Source organism: Knoellia sp. p5-6-4, assembly GCF_029222705.1.
Taxonomy (GTDB): domain Bacteria; phylum Actinomycetota; class Actinomycetes; order Actinomycetales; family Dermatophilaceae; genus Pedococcus_A.
Map to the genome: position 1 here is coordinate 1,397,299 of NZ_JARGZF010000001.1, position 16,820 is coordinate 1,414,118.

The window sequence follows — 16,820 nt, forward strand, 5'->3', positions numbered from 1 at the left end:
GAACGGCTCAGAAGAAGGTGTGCCAGCCATGGCCGATCTTCGCCCTGCTTGAGAAGCCCCCCTTGCCGTTGCCCTTGTAGAGGTAAAGGTCGCCGGTCATGGTGACCGCGCCGATGTCGACACGCCCGTCACCCGAGAAGTCCCGCATGGGGAAGACGGCGCCGAAGCCACTCCAGCCGGGGCCGATCCGCGTGCTGGTGTCACGCCAACCACCCTTGCCGTTGCCCTTGTAGAGCCTCATCGTGCCCGTGGAGTCCACCGCCACAACGTCATTGAATCGGTCACCGTCGACGTCACCGGTCGACATGACTGCCAGCATCGAGCCCCAGCCGGTCCCGATCCGGGTGCCCGGGGTCAGTCGGCCGGTGCCACTGCCCTTGTACAGGTAGAGGTCGCCGTTCTTGGCGACGCCCAGGACGTCGCTGCACCCATCGCCGCTGAAGTCGTAGCCGCCGTCGACGAACTTCATCGATCCCCAGCCCGTGCCGAGGCGGAAGCGGTAGCTCACCGCACCGCGACCGTTGCTGGCGTGCAGCTCGAGGTCATTGTTGGCGTTCACGAAGGCGTAGTCGGCGTCTCCGTCGCGGTAGAGGTCGCCGCCGGGGGCCATCCGCTGCACGTGTTCGCTCGCCATCGTCGTCCGCTTCCCCGAGAAACCGCTGCGACCGCTGCCCAAATAGGCGGACACGGTGCCGAGCGTGCCGACCGTCGGACCGAACGCGATGACATCGGCACGGCCGTCGGAGCTCACGTCGCCCACGCCGAAGATCCGGTCCGACATGCGAGGGATGGCTCGGGTCACCGCGGTGGGCCCCGCCCCGACCCCGCTCTGTGCGGTGATCGAGAAGGTGTACTGGACGCCAAAGGACAGACCGGTCACCGTGTACTTCTGGAACGGGCTCTCTCCGGACCGGTTCACCGGGAGGGTCACGATCCGCCCACCGGGGTTGGCCTCGACCCGGTACGAGGAGATCCCAGGCAGCTGGGCACTGTCCTGCTCCCAGCTCAGCTCGACCGCTCGCGGCTTTGGTCGGGCCAGCAGAATGCTGGGAGCACTGGGCTTCACGATGAGGTCGGCCGCTTTGAAATCGAAGGAGTGGGTGGACCGGTTGGCTCCCTGGACGACCGTCCCGTCCCGCAGGTACTCCACCCGGTTCCCAACGCGGTCCGCCAGGACGGCCTTGGTCAGTTCATGTGTCCCGACGGAGAAGACGCGGCCGCTCAGCCGGGCCGTCAGCGCAGGGGAGTCCGTGTCCCCCAGCCACACCAGCTGGCCGTCACTGGCCCTGAACTGGAACTCGACACCGTCCAGCGGCGGCTGGTCCTCGGTTGCCACGTAGTCGACCGACACGGTGTCGCCGGCCGTCAGCGTGGAGTCGACCACCGAGAAGTCCTTCAGCGTCGGAGGCTCGGTGTCACGCAGTGACCCCGCGACCGTGAAGGTCACCTTCGAGAAGTCCATCGCGTGGGTCGCTGGAGCCGTGCCGTTGAAGTTGCTCACGACCGTGCCATCCGTGCGGTAGGTCGCGGTGTTCTGGAAAGTGTCGGTGACGTACAGCCGGTCGAGCACGTACTCACCGTTGTAGGCGGTGGTGGGCACACCCGCTATGAAAGACGTCCCCACGAGCGGGTCGTACGGGTGGCTGGTGGTGGTCTTGTAGAACGAGATCTCATGGTGGAAGGTCGGGTTGATGAAGACGGCGGTCACCTGCTTGGTGGTGTGGACCTCGTCCTGGGTCCACGCGTTGGTCACCTTGTCGAGAGGCTTCACCGCGCTCGGGTGGACCGACACCGTGCGTACCACGGGCGCGGCGGTGTCTTCCGTCGACCCGGACACCGTGATGTCGCCGTTGCTCAGGTCGTAGGTGTGCGTTCCACCCGACTCGATGGTCCCGTCTCTGTTGTAGAGGGTGTCGTAGCCGTTCGGAGTCCTGAGGAGGACTCGGTAAAGGGTCCAGCTGCCGTTGCGCACACCGTCGGGGAGGTTAAGGACCACCGTGCCGTCCAGCGGTGGGTTGTGGGCCTGTGCGGCGTAGCCACGGCCGTCGCTGTCGCGGAAGTGGAACATGACATAGCCGAGGCCGTCGGCACTCTCCGCGGAGTAGGAGACGCTGACGGTGCCAGGCGCCGATGCCGATGCCGGGCTCACCGAGAATGCCTTCAGCACGGCATACGTCGCTGCCGTGGCAGGTGTAGCGAGCCCCACGAACAGCGCTGCGAACAGGGCCGTCACAACAGAGAACGGAAGCAGGCGACGGCGCGCCGGACGCGTGTACACGGTGACAATTCCCCCAAAACGTGCGATTACTGTGGCGAGCATAGGGGCCGCGACCGCTCCCTGGGGCCGTACAGGCAAAGTCCTGAGCTGCCCGCGGCGTCAGTGCCAGCGCGAGGGGTGCACGTCGCCCGGGACGTCGGCGACCGGGTCGGAAGGGCGTGCGGGTGAAACGGAAGGACCGAGGTCGAGGTGGCTGACGCAGCCTGTCCCGTCGCGCACGACGGTGAGCAGCTCGCCCTGGAAGTAGCCGTCGAGGCCGACCCAGCGGCCTCGACCGGCCGGAACCGCGACCCGCCCTGCCGGCCCGGAGCCCGGAGGTGTGCGAGAGCAACTGGGCCACGGTGACCTCGCCGTGCGGGGTGTGGGCAAGGCGAGCCGCGATCGGATCGTTCAGCTCGAGCCGCCACTCGTCGCGCAGGCGGCGCACCTCCACGGCCACGAAGGTCTTGGTGATCGAGCCGATCCGGTACTACTTCAGCGGGGTTGTGGGGTGCCATCGGCACGCCCGTCGACGGTGCCGACCGCGCCCGCCCACACGAACTGGCCGCAACGGACGAGGCCGGCGGCCACCGAGGGCAGCCGCTGCTCGGCCTGCTCCACCGCGAGCCGGTGCGACAGCGCCTGGGCACTGCTCGCGTCGATGCCCATTCAGACGGTCCCGGCCACGGTTACGCCTTCTTCGCGGCTCGCTTGGCCGTGGCCTTCTTGGCGGTGGACTTCTTCGCCGCGGTCTTCTTCGTGGCTGCCTTCTTGGTGGCCCGCTTGCGGGTGGTCGGGCCCTTGGCGCGCTTCTCGGCGAGCAGCTCCGCGCCGCGCTCCGGGGTGATCGACTCGGGCTCGTCGCCCTTGCGCAGCGTCGCGTTGGTCTCGCCGTCGGTGACGTACGGGCCGAAGCGGCCGTCCTTGACCACCATCGGCTTTCCGGACACCGGGTCGTTGCCGAGCTCCTTGAGCGGGGCGGTGCTCGCGCCGCGCCCCCGCGTCTTGGGCTGGGCGTAGATGGCCAGCGCCTCCTCGAGCGTGATGTCGAAGAGCTGTTGCTCGGTGGCGAGCGAGCGCGAGTCTGAGCCCTTCTTCAGGTAGGGCCCGTAGCGACCGTTCTGCGCGGTGATCTCGACCTCGGTGCCGTCGTCCTCGGTGGTCGTGCCGACGACGCGGGGCAGCGACAGCAGCTTCAGCGCGGTGTCGAGGTCGAGGCTCGCGAGGTCCATGTCCTTGAAGAGCGACGCGGTGCGCGGCTTGACCTTGGCCTTGCCCTTCAGCGCCGCCGTCTCCTCGTCGAGGACCTCGGTGACGTACGGCCCGTAGCGGCCGGCCTTGGCGACGATGTCGCGGCCGGTCTCGGGGTCCTGTCCCAGCACCCGGCCGTCCTCGGACGACTGCTCGAGCAGCTCTCGTGCCTTCTCGGGCGTCATCTCGTCGGGCGCGACGTCGTCGGTGATGGTGGCCCGGCGGGGCTGGCCGGTCGCCCCCTCGGCCACCTCGCCGGTGGTCAGGTCGACACCCTCGGGCGAGACCTCCTCGACGTAGGGCCCGTAGCGGCCGACCCGCACCACGATGCCGTCGCCGATCGGGATGGTGGAGATCTCGCGGGCGTCGATCTCGCCGAGGTCCTCGACGAGACGGCGCAGCCCCTCCTGGGTCCGGCCCTCGTCGCCGAAGTAGAAGCGGGCCAGCCAGCGCGCGCGTTCCTCCTCGCCGCCCGCGATGCGGTCGAGGTCCTCCTCCATGGAGGCGGTGAAGTCGTAGTCGACCAGCGAGCTGAAGTGCTCCTCGAGCAGGCGGATCACCGCGAACGCCAGCCAGGTCGGGATCAGCGCCGAGCCGCGGGTGTTGACGTAGCCGCGGTCCTGGATCGTGCCCATGATCGAGGCATAGGTCGAGGGGCGACCGATCCCCTTCTCCTCCATGGCCTTCACCAGGGTTGCCTCGGTGTAGCGCGGGGGCGGGCTGGTCTCGTGGCCGTCGGCCTCGGCGCGGACCACCGTGATCGCGACACCCTCGCTGAGCTTGGGCAGGCGGCGCTCCTCGTCGGCCGCCTGTCCGCCGCGGCCGCCGTCGTCGTCACGGCCCTCCTCGTAGGCCGCGAGGAAGCCCCGGAAGGTGATGACGGTGCCGCTGGCGGAGAACTCGACCGCGCGACCGTCGTCGAGGGTCGTGCCGAGCTTGACGGTGGCGGTCGACCCGCGGGCGTCGGCCATCTGGGAGGCGACCGTGCGCTTCCAGATCAGCTCGTAGAGGGCGAACTCGTCGCCCCGCAGCTCACCGGCCACCTGGGCAGGGGTGCGGAAGCGGTCACCAGCCGGGCGGATCGCCTCGTGCGCCTCCTGGGCGTTCTTGACCTTCTTCTCGTACAGCCGGGGCGACTGCGGCACGTACTCGGCGCCGTAGAGGTCGCGGGCCTGCTGGCGGGCGGCGGTCAGGGCCGCCTCGGACAGCGTGGTGCTGTCCGTACGCATGTAGGTGATGTAGCCGTTCTCGTAGAGGCGCTGCGCGACCCGCATCGCGTTCTTGCTCGACAGCCGCAGCTTGCGCGACGCCTCCTGCTGGAGGGTCGAGGTGGTGAACGGGGCCGAGGGACGGCGGGTGTAGGGCTTCTCCTGCACCGACGTGACCGCCACGCTCGCGGCCTGGACGGCCTCGGCGATGGTGCGGGCGGCCGCCTCGTCGAGGTGGGCGACGCCCTTGGTCTTCAGGGTGCCGTCGTCGGCGAAGTCACGGCCGGTGGCCACGCGGGCACCGTCGACCATGGTCAGGCGGGCGGTGAACTGGCTCTTCTCGTCACCTGGCGTGAAGTCGCCCTCGACGTCCCAGTAGGAGGACCGGACGAAGGCCATCCGCTCGCGTTCGCGCTCGACCACGAGGCGGGTGGCCACGGACTGCACACGGCCCGCGGACAGGCCGGCCTTGACCTTGCGCCACAGCACCGGGGAGACCTCGTAGCCGTAGAGCCGGTCGAGGATGCGCCGGGTCTCCTGCGCGTCGACGAGGCGGGTGTCGAGGTCGCGGGTGCTGTTGACGGCGCGCTGGATCGCCTCGCGGGTGATCTCGTGGAACACCATCCGCTTGACGGGCACCTTGGGCTTGAGCACCTCGAGCAGGTGCCAGGCGATGGCCTCGCCCTCGCGGTCCTCATCGGTGGCGAGGTAGAGCTCGTCGGCGTCCTTGAGCAGGCGCTTGAGCTCGGAGACCTTCTTCTTCTTGTCCGCGTCGACGACGTAGTAGGCCTCGAAGTCGCTGTCGACGTCGACGCCGAACCGGCCGAACGGGCCCTTCTTGACCTCGGCCGGCATCTCCGAAGGCGTCGGGATGTCGCGGATGTGGCCCACGGACGCCTCGACGTCGTAGTCCTTGCCCAGGTAGCCGCCGATGGTCTTTGCCTTGGCCGGCGACTCGACGATGACGAGCTTGCGCCCAGTGCTCACGTGTTACACCTCAGTCCTGCCGGCACGTGCAGCGGATTCGTCGCTGCGCGGACGTGCTCGACGGAACGCACGGTAGCCGGTCGGCCCGGCCCCACGTCCACCCGGTCGTCAACGGGTGGGATGCAGGCTGGTCCGGCGACCCGGGCGGCAGAGCAATTTGGTTGAAACTTAAACTTGATTGGGCGTACACTGGCCCCGTGACCGACACCGCCACCCGCCAGCCCGTGCTCTACCTCAGCCACGGAGCGCCACCCCTGGCCGACGACCCCGTGTGGACCCGCCAGCTCGCCGACTGGTCGGCCCGGTTCGGCAAGCCGAAGAACATCCTCATGGTCTCCGCGCACTGGGAGGAGGCGCCGCTGGCGCTCAGCTCCACCTCGGGCCGGACGCCGCTGGTCTACGACTTCTGGGGCTTTCCCCAGAAGTACTACGAGGTGACGTATGCCGCCCCGGGCGCGCCGGAGCTCGCCGACAGCGTCACCCGCCTCGTGCACGACCACGACACCCCGGTGCACCGCGACGAGACGCGCGGCCTCGACCACGGCGCCTACGTGCCGCTGGTCGAGATGTACCCCGAGGCCGACGTCCCGGTGCTCCAGATGTCGATGCCGACCCTCGACCCGCAGCACCTCTTCCAGCTCGGCCGCAGGCTCGCGCCGCTGCGTGACGAGGGCACCCTGATCGTCGGGTCGGGGTTCACCACCCACAACCTGCGCTGGTTCAACCCCGCCGCCGGTCCGAACGGACCCGTGCCACAGGCCTCCGCGGAGTTCGACCACTGGGCCGCCGAGGCCCTCGAGCGGCAGGACATCGACGCCGTCCTCGACTTCATGCACAAGGCGCCGGCGGCCCACGCCGCCCACCCGCGCACCGAGCACTGGGCCCCGCTCTACGTCGCGCTCGGCGCGGCCCACGAGTCGGGCTCGCTGGAGAACGAGAGCGTCATCGACGGGTTCTGGTTCGGCCTGAGCAAGCGGTCCTGGCAGTTCGCCTGACCATCGCCTGACCATCGTCTGAGCCCCGGCAGACGCCACCTCCCCGACACCTCGGCGTCGACGTCGGCGGCGCCTGACAGGATGCCGGGCGTGCGTGAGCTACAGGGGTGGGTGCGCTGGCTGCTGGTCGGCCGGTTCGTGGGCGCGCTCGGGTCGATGGCCTGGCTCGCCCGCGGCCAGCACCGGTGACGAGAGGTGCCGGCGGCCCCTACCGTGGAGCATGATCACCGCTCTGCACACCCTCGTCTACGCCGATGACCCCGAGGCGGCCCGCGCCTTCTTCCGCGACGTCCTGCAGCTCCCGGGCGTCGACACCGGCGGCGGCTGGCTGATCTTCAGGACGGGCTCCAGCGAGATGGGCGTGCACCCCGCGTCATGGGAGCACGCGGGCCGGACCGGCGGCACGGACCAGCACTTCGACCTCTCCTTCATGTGCGACGACCTCCAGGCGACCATGGAGGAGCTCGCAGCCCGCGGCGCCCGCTTCGAGGGCGAGGTCGAGGAGCAGCCTTGGGGCTCGACCATCCGGGTCCACGTCCCCGGCGCCCGGCCGGTCACGGTGTACCAGCCGAAGTACGACCCACCGGCCCTGGCCCGCGACGACCTCGAGGCCATGTGGTGACCTGACGCGCGAGACGGGTCGCCTTTCCTCGTGTCGCCCTAGGCGTCGAAGACCTCCTCCAGGGCGCGTCGCATCACCGCGCGGTCGGGCTCGGCACCGGTCCAGAGCTCGATGGCGATGGCGCCCTGCTCGACGAGCATCCCGAGGCCGTCCAGGGTCTCCGCGCCACGGTCGGCCGCCTCGCGCAGCAGCCGGGTCTCCGGCGGGTTTGGGATGACGTCAGCAACGAGCATGCCCGGCCCGATGCTGTCGAGGTCGACGTCGATGAGGTCCTCGCCGTTGGGCGCGAGGCCCACCGACGTGGAGTTGACGACGATCGATGTCCCGGCGGGCACGGCATACGTCTGGTCCCACACGGCATGCCGGGCCCGTGCCGGGGTCGCCCGGTTGACCAGGTCGGCCAGGGAGGCACCCCGCCCGGGGTCGCGGTTGACGACGGTCAGCTCCGTCACGCCGGCCAGCGCCGACTCCACAGCGATCGCCCGCGCCGCCCCGCCCGCACCGAAGAGCACCATCGACGCACCGGCCGGGTCCACCACGGTCCGCAGCGAGCTGACGAACCCCTGCCCGTCGGTGTTCTCGCCAACCAGGTCCTGGCCTTGCCTCACCACGCAGTTCACCGCGCCGATGATCCGCGCCGACCCGGCCAGCCGGTCGAGGTGCCCGACCACCGCGACCTTGTGCGGCAGCGAGCAGTTGAAGCCGGCCCACCCCATGGCCCGGGCGCCCCGCACGGCGTCCCCGAGGTCCTCGGGCTGGACGTCACAGTTGAGGTACCGGGCGTCGAGGCCCAGCGCGCGGTAGGCCGCCTCGACCATCGCCACGGTGGGGTTGTCGGCGGCGGGTGTCGAGAAGGAGCCGGTGAGCGTGCTGACGAAACTGCGGTTCTGGGCCATGGAGTCCTCGCTCGTGGGGTCACATCGACTCGACAGGCATCATGCACACCGCGCGGCCGATGTCGTCGTCATCCCCGCTGATCCGGCTAGGCCTGCGACGGGCCCTGCTCCTCGGACTGCGACGCGAGCCACTCGTCGACCCGCCGCTCGGCCTCGGCGGGGTCGACGTCGTCCACCCGGGTCATGAGGGTCCAGCGGTGGCCGAACGGGTCGAGCAACGCCGCATACCGGTCGCCCGTCACGAACGTCTCGGGCTCGCCGTACCCCTTCGCCCCGGCCGAGGTCGCCGCGGCGTAGACCCTGTCGACGTCCGCGCAGTGTGCACGCAGGAGTGGGTCACGGCGTCCGAGCCGCCCGGCGCCCGGAGGTTGTGGTCCGGCGCGGGGTCACTCAGCTGGATCCGGCCGTTGCCGAAGTCGAGCTGGGCGTGGGCAACCGTCCCTCCGGGCCCGTCGTTGCGGCTGACGAGCCGGGCCTCGAACACCGCCGTGTAGAAGTCGATGGCGGCCGCGGCGCCGTCCACGCACAGGTAGGGGGTGATCGAGGTGTAGCCGTCGGGGACGGGGCCGACGGCCGGAGCCTCGTGGGTGCGGGTGTTCTGGTCTGTCATCTCGTGGGTGCTCATGTCGGCCAGCCTGCCTAGGCTGCCCCCGTGGGGGCTTGGACGAACGCGACACCCGCGGTGCCGAGTGGGTATGCCGCGCGGCCGGCCCCGCGCCGCCTCCCGCCCGATGCACGCCGCCCCGCGACGGCCACCACCGCTGGGATCCTCCGCCCCCGCGAGCACGCCACGGTCGTCGAGCTCAACCGCCCGGCGGCCAGCCCCGAGCTGGAGTCCTGGGTCGAGCACTACTGGACCGTGCGCTGGGACCTCGGCGACTCGGCGTACCGGTCCGAGGTCGTGCCCCACCCGGCCGTGCACCTGTCGGTGGAGTCCGGCACCAGCCCCACCACGGCATCCCGATGCCCGCCGCGCTGGTGCACGGCGTGGTGACGACACGCTTCACGGTGGACCTCGCCGGCGAGGGGCGGGTGTTCGGGGTGAAGTTCCGCCCGGGGGGTTCGGGGCGTTCACCGGGGAGGACGTCGGCGCCTGGACCGGGCGGATGCTCGACCTGCGTGCGGCCTTCGGCTGCGCCGCGGACGCCTTGCGCGAGGCCGTGCTGGCGGCGGACACCGACGAGGACCGCGTTCTCGTCATGGACGCCTTCCTGATGGCGCGGCGGCCGGGAGCCGATGCTGCCTACGAGCGGCTCCTCGGAAGTGGGTGCTGCGCCGGTACCGGCTGCACGACGCGGTGGCCCTGATCGACGCCGGCGAGGGCCACGACCTCGCCGCCCTGGCGACGCGGCTCGGCTGGTACGACCAAGCCCACTTCACCCGCGACTTCACCGAGGTGGTCGGCAGACCCCCGTCCAGGTACGCCGCATCTGGTGGGGGTGGCGCTACGCGAGGGTAGGTGCACACCATGGGTAATGGCCGTTTCAACCACTCTCGGACGTCGCGCATTCCTCCGCTCGGCCTCGGCCGCTGCCACCCTGACTGCCGCCGCCGCCGCTGTGCCGCTCCCGGGTGCGCACGCGGCCACGGCGTCGAGCTCCGGCTCCCGCTCCCTCCCCCACGCCGTGCGGCTCCCCGACGGCCTCCGACCCGAGGGCATCACGTCGGGTCCGGGTGACCGCTACTACGTGGGCTCCCTCGCCGACGGCCGCATCGTGACCGGCGACCTGCGGCGCGGCACCTCGAAGGTGCTGCTGCCCGGCGCCACGGGACGCCAGCTGCGCGGTCTGTGGTTCGACAGGCGAAGCGGGCTGGTGTGGGCCGCCGGCAACCTCGAGGCGGAGGCGCACGTGTGGGCCGTCCGGGCCTGGAGCGGAACGGTCGCCCACGACATCGTCGTGCCGGACGCCGTCTTCCTCAACGACCTGGTCGTCACGCGCCGCGCAGTGTGGGTCACCGACTCCCGCAGGGACCGGCTCACGCGCATAGACCTCGACCGCGACGGCCACCCCTCCAGCGACGAGCCGGAGTTCGTCGAGCTCGGCGGCGACTGGCCGAACTTCGACGGGACCAACATCAACGCCAACGGGATCCGGCAGCTCCCGGACGGCAGCCTGGTTCTCAACAACAGCAGCGCCGGCGGGCTCTGGCAGGTGCACCCGCGGACCGGCAACGCCACCGAGATCCCCGTCTCGGGTGGCCCGGGCCTGACCGGAGGCGACGGCCTGGAGCTGCACGACGACGTGCTCTACGACGTGCGGGGCAGCGGAGACGCCGAGGTGTCGGTGCTGCGCCTGACACACGACGACGGCGAGTGGCGGGCCCGCTGGGTCACCGCGCTCCGGGACTCCACGCTCGACGTGCCGTCCACCGCAACGCTGGTCGCGGGCTCGCTCTGGGCGGTCAACGCCCGGTTCGGCACACCCAGCCCCGAGACCGCGAGGTACTGGATCACGCCCCTCCCCGCACGACACCACTGACGCGACGGGTCGTCAGCCCACCGGGTCCGCGGCGGTGATCGCGACGGCGAGCACGTGCTTGCACGGACCGCGCCCGCCACGGTGCTTCGCGTGCCACAGGCAGGTGCACGAGGCGGCCTCGCCCACCCCGCGGACCCAGTGCTGGTGGTCGTCGACGGTGACCACCCACCGGTCACCGTCGCGGCCGACCGCCCCGTCGGACACCAGCCTCCGGGCGGCGACGAGCCGCGGGTTGTCACGTTCCACCCGCTCGGCCAGCGGCAGCTCGCGGTGGAACCAGCTCTGCTCGACGACATCGAAGCCGACCTTGCCGGAGGTCGCCAGCACTGCCAGGCCGGCGTGCACGCCTTCCGGTGGCAGCCCGGTGAGCTCGGCCAGGGCGATCGGGTCGACCACCGGCTCCCAGGCGAGGAACTCGAGCAGCTGCGCGGCTGCCCCCTCCGCCGCGTCGGCGCTCAGCGCCCGCAGCAGGCCTCCCTCTCCCGAGAAGCCGCGGTGGGGCTCGGGCGAGAGCAGCAGCGTCAGCCGCGCTCCGGGCAGGTGGAGCACCCAGCCACTCGCGCCGCTGTCGCTGCTGAAGGCGTCGAGCGAGGTGGCGAAGCGCGCGATTCGCGCGGCTGCCGCCAAGCGCCCCGCACCGGCCAGGTGCACCGCCCCCGGCACCGGTCGGGCGCTCTGGCGCAGTCCTGCCGGCCCCGGCACGAGGTAGAGGCTCGGGCCGGGCTGCCGCTTGGGCAGCCCCGCCAGGAACCGCACCACCGCCGAGCCGGTGAGCGAGGCCGCGTGCGCGAGACCCGACGCGAGCACGGGCACCTCGGCGAAGCCGCGCACCCAACGGTCGGGCATCGCCACCTTCCGCTCCTCGTGGCTGGCCTCCGGGGTGGAGACCCGCAGCTCGTCGGCGCCCACGCTGAGGTGGACCAGGGCCTCACGGCCGACCGAGGCCAAGGCGGTGCGCAGGGGCTGGTTGACGTCGACGTTCGTGGTACCGAAGCCGACCTCGCCGCTGGCGATGCCGTCGCCGAGCAGGTCGAGCCGGGCGTGGACGCCGTTGCAGGCCGAGAACGACTCGAAGCGAAGCCGGTCGCCGCTGGCCGTCACCACGGGGTCGAGGTTGGCCAGGCGCCGCATGAGCCCGGCGTCGAAGTACCGGGAGGCAGCCACGTCCGCGACCGCCAGGAGGCCGGCCGCGGCCACGTCGGGCCGGGCCAGCAGGCCGGTGAAGAAGTGCGGCCGCTCGACCGGCCCGGTGGGCGTGAGGCCGAGCGCGGTCTCCAGGGCGAGCAGTGAGCCGTCCGCCGTGGGCGACATCACCGACGCCCCGCGGTAGCCGGCGGACGTCATGCGTGGCCCTCCGTGTCGCGCACCCAGGCCCGCGCCTCCACGTGCACCTTGGACGCCCCCTTGGACTGGGCGATCTCCACGACGGCAGGCGGCACCACCGCACCGGGCGCCGCCGCGGCATACCTGCGGGCCATGGAGAGCAGCTCGGCCAGGCCGGCCGGGCGTCGCTCCAAGCGGCAGGCTGCCTCGACGACGGCCGTGACCGCGGGCCAGAGCGGCTTCATCCCGCCACCGAGCACGACCTGCTCCCACGCCGAGGTGGTGCGCGCCAGGCGGAGCTTGCCGCGGCGAAGGAGCGCGAGGCAGGCCCGCTCGAAGTCCCCGCCGTCGAAGCGGCCTCGCGCCATGAGGGCCAGCGCTGCGTCGACGCCGCGCAGGCGAGCGGCCTCGTCGGCGTGGCCGAGGGTGGTCGCCAGCGCGTGGTGCACGGCCGGCCCGGCGACGCCCGGCGCCTCGACGAGCCACTCCAGCCACCGTGACGACCACCCGGACGACTGGTCGAACGAGGCCTGCGTCTTCGCCGCGACGAGCTCGGGCCAGTGGGGCACGACGTCGATCGTGGTGTCGGCCGCCACCTGGTACTCGGAGAAGTCCTTGTCCCGCCCCAGCTGATGCCCTGCCACGAGGTCGGGCGGCACGGACGGGAAGACGTCGAGCCGCACCGGGAGCTCGGCCGGCCCCACGTGCAGGCCCCTCTCGACGGCCCTGACCTCGAGGGCGGGAAGGCCCCCACCCGCCACCCACTGCCGCACCACCCCGGCGGCGTCGGCGCCCGGAGACCGCGTGCCCCGCAGGAGCCTGCGCAGCCCGGTGGCCTCGCGTCCGCGCAGCGTGACGACGACGCCGTCGAGCTCGTCGGCGCGCGCCGGGTCCACCGGCTCGAGCCGCAGCAGGGCCTGGAAGAGGTCGAGCTCGCCGCAGGGTGCATCTCGGTAGGAGCGCAGCCGGCTGAGCAGGTCGTCGAAAGAGACGCTGCCGCTCTCGTCGGACGGGGTGCTGAGGAGGCAGGGCACCGACCCCGCGGCGAGCAGCGTCTCGGAGACGTGCAGGCGCACCAGGGCCCAGGTGACCGGCATCGACGACAGGTGCCAGTCGTGCGAGACGTGGGGCCGCCAGACCCCGCCGTGGTAGAAGCGGATCCTGGCGACCTCCTTCTCGTGCTGGGCCCGGTCGAGGCCGCCGTGGGCCCAGTCGGCGGCTCGGTTGACGACCTCGGGCCGCTGCCAGTCGTGGCGCGGCCAGGCGCTGCGGAGGAAGGCGGTGAAGCCCGCGCGGTCGTCCCAGGCCCAGCGGACGAAGGCGTCGAGGAAGCGGGCGGTGACGTGGCCGAGCCCTCCCGTGCCGAAGGCCGACAGCGCAGCCGTCAGCCCCTCCGGGGTGGGCTCGACCTGCCGGAAGGGCTGGGGCGGCGGGGCCGGCGCCGGGTCGCACCACAGGTCGGCGACGGGCTGCGGCGCGGGGCGTTCTGCCTCCACCCCGAGGCCGGCCAGGGCGCGGCGGGCCCGCCCGGCCAGCGACTCGTCGTCGCTCTCGGCTGCGGCGGCCAGGCCCGCCACGACTGCCTCGCGTCCGAAGCGGTCCACCGCCTCGCGGTGCACCAGCGCCCGGAGCAGCACGGTCCGCTGGCGCTTCTCCTTGCGGGAGAACACCGTCACCGCGAGCTCGGCCATCTCCTCCGGACCCGAGACGGTGTCGAGCAGCACCGGCAGCAGCACCGCCGTGACGGGTCCCCGTGCCGTGGCCATCGCACCGAGCAGGAGCGGCGCCCGGCCCTTGGCGTCCCCTGCCGAGAACCCGAGCGCGGTGAGCACCGTGGCCAGCGCCTTCTGGGTCGCGGCCGGCTCGTCACGGGTGAGAGCCTGAAGGCAGGGCTCCAGCAGGCGCTCGCGCTCGAGGCGCCCCTCGTCCACCATGGCCGACACCGCGGGGCCGAGCTCCCAGCCCGGCACCGAGAAGCCCACGAGCGCGCCAAGCGTGCCAGGCCGTTCGACGACGGCCGGCAGGACGTCGGGCAGCAGCGGATCGACGCGCCACTGCCCGGCGAGGGTCTGCTCGGCGGCCGGCACGGGCTGCGTGTGCAGCCGGCCCTGGGCGTCGAACACGAGCCTGGTGCCCGTCGCCGCGGGCGCCTGCGCGTGCGCCCGAAAGCTGGCCTGGGCCATGAGGTGCTGGTAGTGCCCGGCCCAGCCGAGGGCGAAGGAGTCACCCATCGGCAGGGGCAGCTCGAAGTGCTCCGCGAGCGGGAGCCCGATCCCGGCCAGCCGGGTGGCGTCGGACTCGAAGTCGCCGCGGAAGACCCTCGCGCTGGCGGCCTGCAGGAAGGCGGCACACCAGTCGCGGCCCTGGTCGCCCATGCGCTGGACGACGGTCTCGAGGCGGTCTCCCCCGTCGGTGCGCCAGTAGTGGTTCCAGCCGAACCAGGCGGCCGCCTTCTCCGGGCTGGGCGCGAGGTGCACCGCGAGCAGGTCGCAGCACGACCTGACCCCGTCACGGTCGACGGAGCTGCTCCAGTCGCGTGCCAGCGCGTTCAGCGGTGCGCGGTTCGTGCGGTACCAGCGCCTGGCCTCCCGCACGCCGTCGGCGTCGAGGCGGCCGAGCAGGTCGTCGAGCGCACGCCACTGGCCCGATGCCGTGATCAGGTCGAGCTCTTCCCCCAGAGTCACGGCCGCCACGGTAGGGGGCAGGGCCCAAGGTGCGCGCCGTTTTCCGGCCCAACCCGGCCGTGCGGACGATGGTCCGTATGCCGTGCGGCTAGGGCCCGCTCCCGCCGGCGCCGGTCGCCGCCGGGACGGCCGGCTCGTCGGGCGCCGGGGCCTCGCCGGTGTCGACGTCGACCGCGGCCCCGCTGAACTGCGCGGCATACAGGCGGGCGTAGGCGCCCTCCCGGGCGAGCAGCTCTGTGTGCGAACCCTGCTCGACGATGCGCCCGTCCTCCATCACGAGGATCAGGTCGGCGTCGCGGATGGTGGACAGGCGGTGGGCGATGACGAAGCTGGTGCGGTCGCTTCGCAGGGCCGCCATCGCGTGCTGCACCAGCAGCTCGGTGCGGGTGTCGACCGAGCTCGTCGCCTCGTCGAGGATCAGCAGCGCGGGGTCGGAGAGGAAGGCCCGGGCGATGGTCACGAGCTGCTTCTCCCCCGCGCTGATGTTGCCGCCCTCGGGGTCGAGCACGGTGTCGTAGCCGTCGGGCAGCGCGTGCACGAACCGGTCGACGTAGGTCGCACGCGCCGCGGCGAGCACCTCCTCGTCGGACGCGCCGGGCCTGCCGTAGGCGATGTTCTCGCGGATGGTGCCGCCGAAGAGCCACGCGTCCTGCAGCACCATCCCGATCTGCGAGCGCAGGCTGTGTCGGGTCAGCTCGGTGATGTCGACGTCGTCGATGGTGATGTGCCCGCCGTCGAGCTCGTAGAACCGCATGACGAGGTTGACCAGGGTCGTCTTGCCGGCCCCGGTCGGGCCCACGATGGCGACGGTCTGACCCGGCTCGACCACGAGGTCGAGGTGCTCGATGAGCGGGGTGTCCGGCCGGTAGGAGAACGAGACGTCGTGGAACTCCACCCGCCCGTGGGGCGCCTCGAGCGCGCGCGCCGAGGCCGGCTCGGGCCGCTGCTCCTGCGCGTCGAGGACCTCGAAGACCCGCTCGGCGGAGGCGACTCCGGACTGCATGAGGTTGGCCATCGAGGCGACCTGGGTGAGCGGCTGGGTGAACTGCCGTGAGTACTGGATGAAGGCCTGGACGTCCCCGAGGCTCATCGAGCCGTTCGCCACCCGCAGCCCGCCCACGACGGCGATGGCGACGTAGTTGAGGTTCCCGATGAACATCATCGTCGGCATGATGATGCCGCTGACGAACTGCGCGCCGAACCCGGCGGCATACAGCTCGTCGTTCTTGGCGGCGAACGCCGCCTCGGTCTCGCGCTGGCGGCCGAACACCTTGACGAGGCCGTGGCCGGTGAAGGTCTCCTCCACGACCGAGTTCAGCTCGCCGGTGCTCTTCCACTGCTGCACGAAGTGGCGCTGCGACCGCTTGCCGATCACGGTCGTCACGACGATCGACAGCGGGATGGTCACGAGGGCGATGAGCGCCAGCAGTGGCGAGATGACGAGCATCATCGTCACCATCGCCACCACCGTGAGCAGCGAGGTGAGCAGCTGGCTCAGCGTCTGCTGCAGGCTCTGGGCGACGTTGTCGATGTCGTTGGTGACGCGGCTCAGTAGCTCGCCGCGGGGCTGGGCGTCGAAGTACGGCAGGGGCAGCCGCCCGAGCTTGTCCTCGACGTCACGGCGCAGGGCGAAGATCGTGCGGTTCACCGCACCGGTGAGGATCCAGCCCTGCGCCCACGCGAGCACGGCGGCGACGGCGTAGATGCCGAGCACGGTCAGGAGCACCTGGCTGACGGCGGTGAAGTCGATGCCCTGGCCCGGCACCACGTCGAGCGCCGAGACCATGTCGGCGAGCGTGTCGTCGCCCCGGGCGCGCAGGCCCAGCACGACCTGCTCCTTGGTGGCGTCCTCGGGCAGCTGGCTCCCGACCACACCGGTGAAGACCAGGTCGGTCGCGCGGCCGAGCACCTTCGGCCCGATCGCCGACAGCGTGACGCTCACGACCGCGAAGCCCAGGACCGCGGCCAAGGCTGCTCGCTCGGGCCGGAGCAGGCCGAGCAGCCGCTTCGCGGAGGGTCCGAAGTTCTTGGACCGCTCGACCGGCACCCCCACCGACATGTGCGGCCCGCGCCTGGCAGCACCGGCCGCCGGTCCCCGCCGTGCCTCGGCGGCCCGC

At 71.8% G+C, this 16,820-nt stretch carries 15 protein-coding genes; 6 read left to right on the forward strand and 9 right to left on the reverse strand.

Annotation, left to right across the window (positions count from 1 at the left end; genetic code table 11):
* Positions 1 to 7 precede the first annotated feature (7 nt).
* From P2F65_RS06740 to topA, 3 genes are all read right to left on the reverse strand, one after another.
* A complete protein-coding gene (locus P2F65_RS06740; RefSeq protein ID WP_275805381.1) occupies positions 8 to 2,233 on the reverse strand; it encodes an FG-GAP-like repeat-containing protein in 2,226 nt (741 codons plus the stop codon).
* A gap of 519 nt (positions 2,234 to 2,752) precedes the next feature.
* Complete coding sequence (locus tag P2F65_RS06745; RefSeq protein ID WP_275805382.1) at positions 2,753 to 2,926, reverse strand: hypothetical protein; 174 nt, start codon at positions 2,924 to 2,926, stop codon at positions 2,753 to 2,755.
* Between the two features lie 20 nt (positions 2,927 to 2,946).
* Positions 2,947 to 5,703 carry a type I DNA topoisomerase gene (gene topA / locus P2F65_RS06750; RefSeq protein ID WP_275805384.1) on the reverse strand — a complete coding sequence of 919 codons (2,757 nt, stop codon included), beginning with the start codon at positions 5,701 to 5,703 and terminating at the stop codon, positions 2,947 to 2,949.
* A gap of 197 nt (positions 5,704 to 5,900) precedes the next feature.
* Here topA and P2F65_RS06755 point away from each other — a divergent pair, with 197 nt between their 5' ends.
* On the forward strand, positions 5,901 to 6,698 hold the full coding sequence (locus tag P2F65_RS06755) for a class III extradiol ring-cleavage dioxygenase (protein WP_275805386.1): 798 nt from the start codon (positions 5,901 to 5,903) through the stop codon (positions 6,696 to 6,698).
* Positions 6,699 to 6,918: 220 nt separating this feature from the next.
* Positions 6,919 to 7,320, forward strand: coding sequence for a VOC family protein (locus P2F65_RS06760; protein WP_275805388.1), 402 nt, complete (start codon positions 6,919 to 6,921; stop codon positions 7,318 to 7,320).
* 38 nt (positions 7,321 to 7,358) lie between these two features.
* Here P2F65_RS06760 and P2F65_RS06765 read toward each other — a convergent pair whose 3' ends face one another.
* From P2F65_RS06765 to P2F65_RS06775, 3 genes are all read right to left on the reverse strand, one after another.
* The gene (locus P2F65_RS06765; RefSeq protein WP_275805389.1) at positions 7,359 to 8,216 is read right to left on the reverse strand and encodes a shikimate dehydrogenase; all 858 of its coding nucleotides are present in this window, start codon (positions 8,214 to 8,216) and stop codon (positions 7,359 to 7,361) included.
* Between the two features lie 86 nt (positions 8,217 to 8,302).
* Complete coding sequence (locus P2F65_RS18460; protein WP_345803692.1) at positions 8,303 to 8,545, reverse strand: VOC family protein; 243 nt, start codon at positions 8,543 to 8,545, stop codon at positions 8,303 to 8,305.
* Positions 8,455 to 8,841: a VOC family protein gene (locus P2F65_RS06775; protein WP_275805393.1), complete on the reverse strand. Its 387-nt coding sequence runs from the start codon at positions 8,839 to 8,841 to the stop codon at positions 8,455 to 8,457. The genes P2F65_RS18460 and P2F65_RS06775 overlap by 91 nt, the downstream gene beginning before the upstream one ends.
* Positions 8,842 to 8,868: 27 nt before the next feature.
* Here P2F65_RS06775 and P2F65_RS06780 point away from each other — a divergent pair, with 27 nt between their 5' ends.
* From P2F65_RS06780 to P2F65_RS06795, 4 genes are all read left to right on the forward strand, one after another.
* On the forward strand, positions 8,869 to 9,210 hold the full coding sequence (locus P2F65_RS06780) for a DUF6597 domain-containing transcriptional factor (protein WP_275805395.1): 342 nt from the start codon (positions 8,869 to 8,871) through the stop codon (positions 9,208 to 9,210).
* 112 nt (positions 9,211 to 9,322) lie between these two features.
* The gene (locus P2F65_RS06785; RefSeq protein WP_275805397.1) at positions 9,323 to 9,523 is read left to right on the forward strand and encodes a hypothetical protein; all 201 of its coding nucleotides are present in this window, start codon (positions 9,323 to 9,325) and stop codon (positions 9,521 to 9,523) included.
* Positions 9,514 to 9,675, forward strand: coding sequence for a hypothetical protein (locus P2F65_RS06790; RefSeq protein WP_275805399.1), 162 nt, complete (start codon positions 9,514 to 9,516; stop codon positions 9,673 to 9,675). Before P2F65_RS06785 ends, P2F65_RS06790 begins: the two co-directional genes overlap by 10 nt.
* Positions 9,676 to 9,691: 16 nt before the next feature.
* Positions 9,692 to 10,696, forward strand: coding sequence for a hypothetical protein (locus P2F65_RS06795; protein WP_275805402.1), 1,005 nt, complete (start codon positions 9,692 to 9,694; stop codon positions 10,694 to 10,696).
* A 12-nt stretch (positions 10,697 to 10,708) separates the two neighbouring features.
* Here the strand turns inward: P2F65_RS06795 and P2F65_RS06800 are convergent, their stop codons facing one another.
* The 3 genes from P2F65_RS06800 to P2F65_RS06810 form a co-directional block, all read right to left on the reverse strand.
* Positions 10,709 to 12,040: an SWIM zinc finger family protein gene (locus P2F65_RS06800; protein ID WP_275805404.1), complete on the reverse strand. Its 1,332-nt coding sequence runs from the start codon at positions 12,038 to 12,040 to the stop codon at positions 10,709 to 10,711.
* On the reverse strand, positions 12,037 to 14,703 hold the full coding sequence (locus tag P2F65_RS06805) for a hypothetical protein (RefSeq protein WP_275805406.1): 2,667 nt from the start codon (positions 14,701 to 14,703) through the stop codon (positions 12,037 to 12,039). Before P2F65_RS06805 ends, P2F65_RS06800 begins: the two co-directional genes overlap by 4 nt.
* Before the next feature lie 88 nt (positions 14,704 to 14,791).
* The gene (locus P2F65_RS06810; protein ID WP_275807309.1) at positions 14,792 to 16,762 is read right to left on the reverse strand and encodes an ABC transporter ATP-binding protein; all 1,971 of its coding nucleotides are present in this window, start codon (positions 16,760 to 16,762) and stop codon (positions 14,792 to 14,794) included.
* Positions 16,763 to 16,820: the final 58 nt, after the last annotated feature.